5 protein-coding genes are annotated in these 9045 nt (G+C 48.0%); 2 read left to right on the forward strand and 3 right to left on the reverse strand.

Features of this window, described 5'->3' with window-relative positions:
• A partial coding sequence (locus O9X78_RS20085) for a transposase domain-containing protein (protein ID WP_269621308.1) occupies window positions 1–101 on the forward strand: 101 nt, incomplete at its 5' end.
• A gap of 132 nt (window positions 102–233) precedes the next feature.
• On the opposite strand, the gene O9X78_RS20090 is transcribed toward O9X78_RS20085, so the two are convergent.
• Window positions 234–3497, reverse strand: coding sequence for an efflux RND transporter permease subunit (locus tag O9X78_RS20090; protein ID WP_269621494.1), 3264 nt, complete (start codon window positions 3495–3497; stop codon window positions 234–236).
• Between the two features lie 2 nt (window positions 3498–3499).
• Window positions 3500–4558 (reverse strand): efflux RND transporter periplasmic adaptor subunit, encoded by a 1059-nt coding sequence (locus tag O9X78_RS20095; RefSeq protein WP_269621495.1) that lies wholly within the window; start codon window positions 4556–4558, stop codon window positions 3500–3502.
• Between the two features lie 884 nt (window positions 4559–5442).
• Here O9X78_RS20095 and O9X78_RS20105 point away from each other — a divergent pair.
• Window positions 5443–5766, forward strand: coding sequence for a hypothetical protein (locus O9X78_RS20105; protein WP_269621496.1), 324 nt, complete (start codon window positions 5443–5445; stop codon window positions 5764–5766).
• A gap of 330 nt (window positions 5767–6096) precedes the next feature.
• Here O9X78_RS20105 and O9X78_RS20110 read toward each other — a convergent pair whose 3' ends face one another.
• On the reverse strand, window positions 6097–8925 hold the full coding sequence (locus tag O9X78_RS20110) for a VPA1262 family protein (protein WP_269621497.1): 2829 nt from the start codon (window positions 8923–8925) through the stop codon (window positions 6097–6099).
• Window positions 8926–9045 lie beyond the last annotated feature (120 nt).

Raw genomic sequence — 9045 nt, forward strand, 5'->3', positions numbered from 1 at the left:
GCCTCAACCCCCAGGCCTACCTGAAAGACGTAATGGAAAGGTTGCCGACACAGCGTGCGTCAAAGATCAGCGAACTACTGCCGCATAATTGGCGGCCGTAGCAATGTGGGTTTGCCGGACGCTTACAGTAAGTTTAACCTTTAGCTGTAACAGTTCGTTCTTAACCAATAAAAAGCCTCGGCTAATGCTAGCAAAGGCGTTTTATTGGAAGTTAGCGACTGAAAATTGAACGTTTAATGGTTTGTCTTTGTGACCTCTGGCGACACTTCGCGCCCGTCATCGCGCAGCCAGACATACATTGCAGGTATTACCATCAATGTCAGTATGGTCGATGAGGCAAGGCCAAACATCAGTGATACTCCCATGCCGTGGAGCATGGCATCGGGCAAAATAAAAGCGGCACCGGCAATGCCCGCTAGGGCGGTGAGAAAAATCGGTTTGGCGCGAATGGCCGCAGCTTCCAGTGCCGCAGTGCGCATTGGTACGCCCTCTCGACTTTTCATGTGGATGAACTCGATAAGTAAAATCGAGTTGCGCACCACGATTCCCGACAGGGCGATCAGACCAATGGTGGACGGCATAGAGAAGGTGGCACCCATGATCCAGTGACCGAGGATGATGCCCGAGAAGCCCAGGGGTACGGGCAACAGAACAACCAACGGGGTTTTAAAGCTGCTGAATTGGCCAACGACGAGAATATAAATGCCCAAGATAGCGTAGTTAAAGGCAGTGCCGAGCTCGGTAAAAGTCTCGCGGGTGACATCCCATTCACCCATCCAGAGTAACGTGGGTTTGCTCTCATCTTCGGGCTGCCCGAAGTAGCGAACATCGGGCTTCATGCCTTCAGGCCACTCCATATCGTTGATGACCTGTTCAACATCATACAAGGAGTACATAGGAGCATCTTTATGTTCACCACGAATGCTAGCCGTCACTAGGTCGGCAAAGCGCCCGTCTCGTCGATAGATGGGATAGGAGGCAGGCTCCGTGCTAATACTAACGACATCCCCCAGCTCTCTGGTTTCACCCGTTATCGTCGGTATGGGCGTAGATAACAGGCGCTCTCCCAAGGTGAGTGACTCTTTAGGCAGGTGTAGCACAATGGGGATGGGGTTGCGGCCATCACCACGGTGGGAGTAACCGAGCTCGACCCCTTGTAATAGAGCCGCAAGGGTGCTGTACACCACGCCTTCATCGACCTGGTGGAACTCAAGGTTTTCCTGATCAATGGCAATACGCATGCGCACTGTTGGGTTGCCGAGGGAGTTATCGGTTTCGGCGAGGGAAGGCACCTGGTTCATGGCTTGCTGAATTTTGCGCGCGTTTTGGCGTCGGGTTTCAGCGTCTGGCCCATAAACTTCAGCTACCACAATGTAAGGGGCTGGTGGTCCTGGAGGTGATTCAACCAGTTCTACCGTGGTGTTTTCTGGCAGCACTAAGTCTTTTAAGCGCTGTTTTATCTCCATCGCAATTTCGTGGCTTTCCCGCTTGCGCTCCCAGGTGGATGACAGCCGAATGCGAACCTCGCCCAATTCAGGAGAATTACGCAGGTAGTCTTGGCGCACCAGTCCGTAAAAGTTAAAAGGGCCGGCGACACCAGCATAGAGTTGGATGTTTTGAATCTCTTCAATATCGCTAATTAAATTAGCGGCTTCAACCAAGGTACGGTCTGTCGCCTCAAGTGTTGAGCCCTCGGGCAGATCAAACTGTATTTGAATGTCTTGTTTGTCGTCAAAAGGCATGATTTTGAACAGAACAAGTTTGTAATAAGGGAGTAAGAAGGTCAGCAGGGTAAAGGCGACAATGGCAAACACGGTGTATTTGGCGCGTTTAGGTGTGCTGATCATGCCGCCTAGCGTACTGCGAACAGCCTGGCCAAAAAAACCACCCTTGACCTCTTTCTCATCTTCGAGCATTTCTGCGCTTGATTCACCCTTGGCATTGTCAGCGTCGCTAGCCTCCGGGTGGAGCTTGAGCATAGCCCAGGGCACAACACTAAAAGCGAGGAAAAGAGAGAAAATCATCGCGGCAATGGCTGCGGTGGGAATAGGTGCGAGAAAGGGCGCAATAAAACCGTGAATAAAGAGCATTGGCAGCATCGCCATCACCACAGTAAAGGTGGCGATAATCGTTGGGTTGCCCACTTCGGAAACACCGTCAATCGTTTTTTCTAACAAGCTGCGTTCGTCAAACATTTTCCAGTGCCGTGAGACATTTTCTATCACTACAATGGCGTCGTCGGCGAGAATCGCGATGGAGAAGATAATGCCGTACATGGTGAGCCGATTGAGTGTGACGTCCAGCATCCAGCAGGTAAAAAAGGTCAATAAGATGGTCGCGGGTACTACCAGCAGCACCACGACGCCCTCTCTCCAGCCTAAAAATGCCGCCATAATAATGACGATAGCAGCGGTGGCGAGGATGAGATGGAACATCATTTCATTGGACTTGTGGCCAGCGGTTTCTCCGAAGTCACGGGTAATTTCGACATTGACATCTTCAGGGATCAAATCACCGCGCACCAGCTCTAGACGCTTTAATATGTCTTCGCTAATAGCCACGCCGTTGGCTCCATTGCGTTTGCCAATAGACAAGCTTACTGCGGGTAGGCGCTCGTAACTTTTGCCGTCTTCACTGATCGGCAAGAGTTGTGATACTCGGTGTTCCCCCAGGCTGGCATCAATAACGATATTGGCAACATCGCGTAGATATACCGGGCGACCATCAACTGTGGTGATGACTAGCAGGCCAATTTCCGTGGTGCTATGCAGAGTTTGGCCGATAATGACCGGTGTGAGCTGGTTGTTATTACGTAAACTGCCCGCGCTAAATGATGAGTTGGCATTGCGAATTTTCTCAACGACCTGGTTGAGGGTAATGCCGTAGAGAGAGAGGAGTTCGGGAGAAGGTTCGATGCGCAATTCTTTAGGGTGGCCACCAATAATATAGGTTAGCCCAACATCGTCGACCTTAATGATTTCGTGCTTTAGCTCTTCGGTGAGGTCGTAGAGCGTATCTGAACTCCAGCGGCCTTTATTGCCCGGTTTGGGTGACAGAGTAAGGACAACGACAGCCGCATCATCGATACTGCGACCAATCACCGAGGGTGCCGGTAAGTCGGCCGGTATGCGATAACGGTTGGCATCAATCGCATCATTAACCCGGGCGACAGCGGTGTCGTCATCGAAACCCGTATCAAAACGCACGGTAAGGGCGATGCCATCATCGCGGGTCATGGAATAGACGTGCTCGACATTATCAATGCCCTTTAAAATATCCTCAAAGGGCTTGGTAACCAACTCGACGACATCCTCAGCCTTTAGGCCAGGAGTGGGGACGAAAATATCGACGAAGGGAACGGTGATCTGAGGGTCTTCTTCCTGCGGCATGCTAATGAGCGCCATGCCGCCGAGAATAACCGAAATAATTAAAATAACCGGTGTTAGCGCTGATTGAATGAAGGCCTGAGTGGTGCGCCCTGCGATACCCATGGACATGATTATTGCCCCGCGCTATTGGTTTGTACTGGGCTTGATGTCGGCCTGTGCACCAGTGTGTCGCCATTGTTCAGGCCGGATAGTACCTCTATGCCGCCATCGAGTTTACTGCCGGGTTGGATGACGATTTCAGAACCGTTGCTGAGGTAAACAAAACTTAGGCCATAACGAAGGTGGATATACGATTCTGGGATAACATACGTCTGGCGTTTATCGGTGGACACCCAAACTCGAACTCTCTCGCCAACAAAAAAATCACCGAGCCCCTGGACACTAACATCGGCCACTACACGCCCGTTGTTGAGCTCAGGATAAACCTGCGACACAGTGCCTTCGCGACGTGTTGATTGGGAGGTCTCTTCATTGACATCGAGCATGCCACGTTCCGCGACTAATACGGTGTCGCCTTTTTTGATAAAACGGGCATGGCGCTCGGGCAGTAACAGGCGCAAGATATAACTATCAGCGGCAATATCTGCTATCGGCTCGCCGGGCATGACGACAGCACCCTGAATGGCTTTGATATTCAAGACTCGCCCCCCAGCGGGTGCAAATACATCACCCTGAGATTGTGCTTCGCGGATGACAGCCTGATCGAGCTTAAGTGCGGCGATATTAGCAGTAACTACATCGACCTGTGTTTGTGCCTTATCGAGCTCAGCTTGGCTAGCTTTCCCGGTATTATGCAGCGTCGAAACTCGCTTTAAGGTTGTTGTGGCGAGCTGTAATTGCGCTTGCAGAGAGTTCAATTTTGAGGCGATAGCAGCAATTTGCAATTTTTGTTTGGCATCGCGAACCAAGGCTAATTTTTGCCCAGCTTTAACAATATCACCTTCATCGACAAGCAATTCGACCAATGTGCCCCCAATACGAGCTCTACCTTGGGTAATGTCCATTGATTGTACCGAGGCAAAGACTGATTTTAAGTCATAGACCGTTTGCTGTTTCACGGGGTAGGAATTGGATTCGGCGCTCGCGCCGGGACTCAACAGAGTAAATAAGAGTATTGCTTGTGCGGCGTAACGAAAGTTTGAGGATAAGGTCTTTAAAGTCAGTATCATTCCCAGTAGTTCCCTGTCGGTGAGATTTATAGAGAGTGTTTTTATTCTGTGGGGTGCTATGAAGTTTACAAAGTCAGAACTTTACGTAAAAGGTCCGAGCTAGAGTAGAGCATTAACTGCCTCATAGGGTGCCGAATAAGACAACGCAATGAAATTCTCATCGTTTTGGCGTAATAATCTTGGTTTGGTCTATTTGAAGATTCTTGTTGTTATCGTCCATGTTGTACTCTGCTATTTACGGCGAATAGCGCCTGTTCTGACGGGAAAAGTGCCATCTCCCCTATCGTTAAAAACTGCTTGAGTGTCTTTTTAACCAAGGGAAGACGATGTCTTCCCTTGGTATTTACTGTTCTTCACAGAGTTCGGCCTAAGTATAAGGAGTATCCCCCCCCTTTTCACTGAAAAACTAACCCGTGCAAGCCGGCGATTTTACGGCCAGACACTCTAATGCAGGTTAAATCGGCTGGATTTACGGCCCTGTGACTCTCTCGCACTACACCGCCAGCCGAGCGCTAGCCTTTCCTAGCATTCACCTTTTTCCTTAAAGTAATTCAGGATCTTCCGGATCACCACCGGTGTCTTCGATGCAGGCAAGAGCCTGCCCCGCGAGCGCAGCGAATGGATTGGGCATGACAGCCATGGCTCCGCCGCATTCTCGACACGTCTCGATATGGCCTTCCGGCGTTTGGTTTTACGCCTCATCGGGCGCTTTAAGCTTGCTACCTTTACCCTCGCTTGGCGGATGTCACCAGAGCACGGCGCCCGCTATTGGGGGCAAATACATCGTGGAAACGAGTGAGATTGACTCTTGGCTTTGGCAGCAATGCAGCAATGACAAGTCCACAGGATTGCCGATTTGAACGACCGCAGGGTGGCCCACCAGGATGTGCGCCATCAATTTCAATCGCATGCGCAGTGCTACCCTTGTACGGCGTCTTCAGTGGATAGCGAACCTTGCCATTGGGCTTCAGCGTGCCATGACTCGCAACGCACCCGCGTTCGAAACGACCGCGTTGGCGCTAATTCTCGAACTCCCGTTGCACATAAACCAGCAGTCCCCTGCCCTGCGCCGCCAGATGAGCCGTGAAAGCCGAATAATGCTCGTCGACGATTCCAATAGAGCAGAGTCTGCTCAAGCCGGTGGCGTTGGTATCGCCCCACATCCCTGTCCTGGCCGCTGCAGCGTGGGGCATGGTCCGCGCCTTTGAGATACTGTTTTTTTACTCAGTCTATCGCTCAGCGACAGGACCATGAAGCCTCAGCTATAGTGCCAGATCATTCCCACTCAATGGTAAATAAGCCATTTTTTCTTTTTGCAAAAAATAAGTTAACAATCATCAAATGCCTATATACCATGAAAAATACCATAATTAGAAAAAATTTAAAAAAGTTTTATTTATTTTCAAATTGATTAAAAATCAAACGAACCAACCCCATCCCGCAAACGCAAAGGGCTAATGCTTCCTTTATAAGCTAAAACTGCCCTGAAATACAACCAGAGCAACCTCACTCTACAAATGCCCAACCATACTATAAGCCTAGCTCGATAGTTCCGCACGATCTCTGAGAAAGACAGCAAACTCACCGCCATCGTGATCCATAGCCTTCCACTCATCTTCATGCCGATACATCGCTAATTCGAATGAGTCTGCCTTCAACTTTTCGTACTGTTCATTTGGCAGCGCAGACCTGTTCAAGAAATACTCTAACCACTGAGTAAATCCATATACCCAAAATGCAACTTTAAGAGAGGCATCCCAACGCCCCCAGTCTACCGTGCTTGAAAGTGGAGCCTTAATAGGGCCATTTACTTGTCTAACGATTCTGGATAGCTCTTTAACACTGCGATTGAATGCGGGCAAAGAGCAAATAGACATGTAATAAGCCGATATATTGGTGAGCTGCCCCTCAGTCTTCAAAGTAAACAGTCCTGTTCCTCCCTTTAGGAATTCATTCATCACGGACACTAATTCAGAAATCCATAAATCACAGAGATCATCCGCCTCAACTCGACCTTCGGTGATCAAAGGCCTAATAATGGACTCGAACATCCAAGGCTCGCACCATCCAAGCATTCGCATTCTACCGCGAAGCGCATCAACCAAAGATGACAAGTCAGACTTTGTTAAATGAGCGGGAACGACCCGAAGAAGCTCATCCACATACAGCTGGAAAACGTCACCCGTTTTATCCTTATAAGGACTAGATCGATTAATCACCCACCCTAAAAATTGCACCCTCCTGGCACCCGTAAAGCCCCCGTCACGTAGCAGAGAAATTTTACGATGTTCAGATGAAATGGATCTTTCCAGAGCGCAAAACCCCATCCAAATCATGAAATCGGATGACTGTCCCATGAGAAGACGTATTTTTTTATCATCAATACCGAACTCGATATTCAATGATATTTCACTAATTAACTGACGGCATAAAGAGTCGCTATAAGTATCTTCGGGGCTTTCAATACTTCTAGTGATCATGCTTTCTAGCAACTGAATGGCACGAGCAGGATCACAGTTCCATAGAATCTTTATCGCAAAGTAAGAGGCCCACCCTAATTTGGAACTAAATCTTTCAATATAGTCTTCAGTGCCTCTTAAATGAATCAGCCAATATGCTAGATCTTGTGACAGGTCTAAACGTCCCGTTAGATCATTCCTTTCTTTTCGACCTTCCCCATCCTGGAGCAACAGGAAATTCATGAACCGCTGTAGCAGTATGGGAGAGGACATTCCCTCATAAAGATTCTGAGAATCCCCCATAAGTGTGTGTGCGAATAATGCTCCAGCAACACGCCAATAGACAGTAAACTCGTCATCTGAGCAGGTTGAAAGTAAATCCCCAAGGTCTCCCAAGACTAGGTACTTGTCCCCTCTTAGCGATTCCCCCTGAATATATCCCAATGTATCCAACTGCTCCTTCAAGCCAGACGAAACATGCGCTTTCAACGACGGCTCACACAACCAAGCAGACAGGACAATTCCCGCATAGGGGTTATCGAGCACAGCCAGAGGCTCAACCCTCAATTTCCCTACAGTAGAAGTAGCGTGCACTTTTGAATCGTATATCAGATTTGGAACATCATTTACGAAATTCAGGTTATCCGAAGGCTCAGAACTAGAATTAGCAAGAACATTTTCGGCATATTCAACGACATCAGGTAAAACATCTGCTGGAATAGGAGTAACCAGTAAGGGGTAGTTTTCAGTGGCTAGCTGTATTGAGTTTGACAAATTAAAGCCCCTAACAGGCTGGTCAGTACTATCTAGGACAAGAATATAGCGATCATGAAATGCTGGTTTTTTACCCGTTATAGGCGGCAAAGCATACACCATGAGCTTTTTCCGCGATAAAAGGGGCGACAACCTCTCACAACAAGCCAGAAGATTATTGATGCGCTCTTGATATACTGGCGTGCTATTTCCTACCTCTTCATCCGCATCAAATTCTCCATCAGAAGAACCGTCTTCTTCAGTGACGGTATCTGGGTATCTTTCTCTCGTTGTTAAAACAATAACTTCAGACCTATCCGATGCATGTGCGGCGAGCAGACTGGCACCGACATCCTCAAAATACGGATCAAATATGAAGAACTTAGAACCTGGACTTTCACTCACCTGTTTCTTAAACCAAATAGCAAAATCAATCCGTCCCGATCCCTTTCCTTGCTCATATTGATAAAAGAATCGACCTTCCGATATTACTGTCTGAGATTGATCGACATAAGATCTAAGCTCCCTATTCGCAGAGACCCAAGGGTCACCCTGCTTACTGACCACTTCGGTAGTTCTACCATCGGCAGTTTTGGAACAATCTTCCACTTCGTCTATTTTTCTTTTGTCAGAGGGTTTTGCATGCTTGGAAAGCCACGGACTCTTGATACGAACTTTTGTTGTAACGATATTAGAACTGAGGTGTATCTCCCTTATATAAGTGACAGCATATTTAGTGTAGAGAAAATAGTTACCCGATTCGTCTTTGGCATAGACATCTATCTTAGTGCCATCAACAATTTTTGATAAATGCTTCGGTATGGAATAATCAAACTTCACACGCCCTACTTCGTCACATGATTGATAAACAAGAGTGGAATAGACAACACTGTTATCGTTAATCACGCTAATAACAAAATTAAATGCAGTGAAAATACTTTCTTGCCATTGATCTAGAGAAATCGAAAGTGACTCCCCTTTATTTATCCACTCCACATGGAAGAGGTTTCTTCCTTTATTATCAAGGGTAGGAAACGTTAGGAGCTCAAAATCGCCTAATCTTGACGCATCATTCCCTAGAAAATCGAGCCCTGTTTCAGCGTTCAACTTTGATAAAAAAGCCCGGTTAAAATCATCACTTCTGTTATTGCGTATTCCGGCCCAACCTGATCACCGCCTGCGACGCAACGTGATCACCTGTCGCGAACGAACGTGATCACTCATTGCGATTCAAAGTGATCACTTTACGGGACTTATCGCAACGGGTGATCAGGT

Origin of the sequence: Zhongshania aquatica (assembly GCF_027257955.1) — a bacterium.
Lineage (GTDB): Bacteria > Pseudomonadota > Gammaproteobacteria > Pseudomonadales > Spongiibacteraceae > Spongiibacter > Spongiibacter aquatica.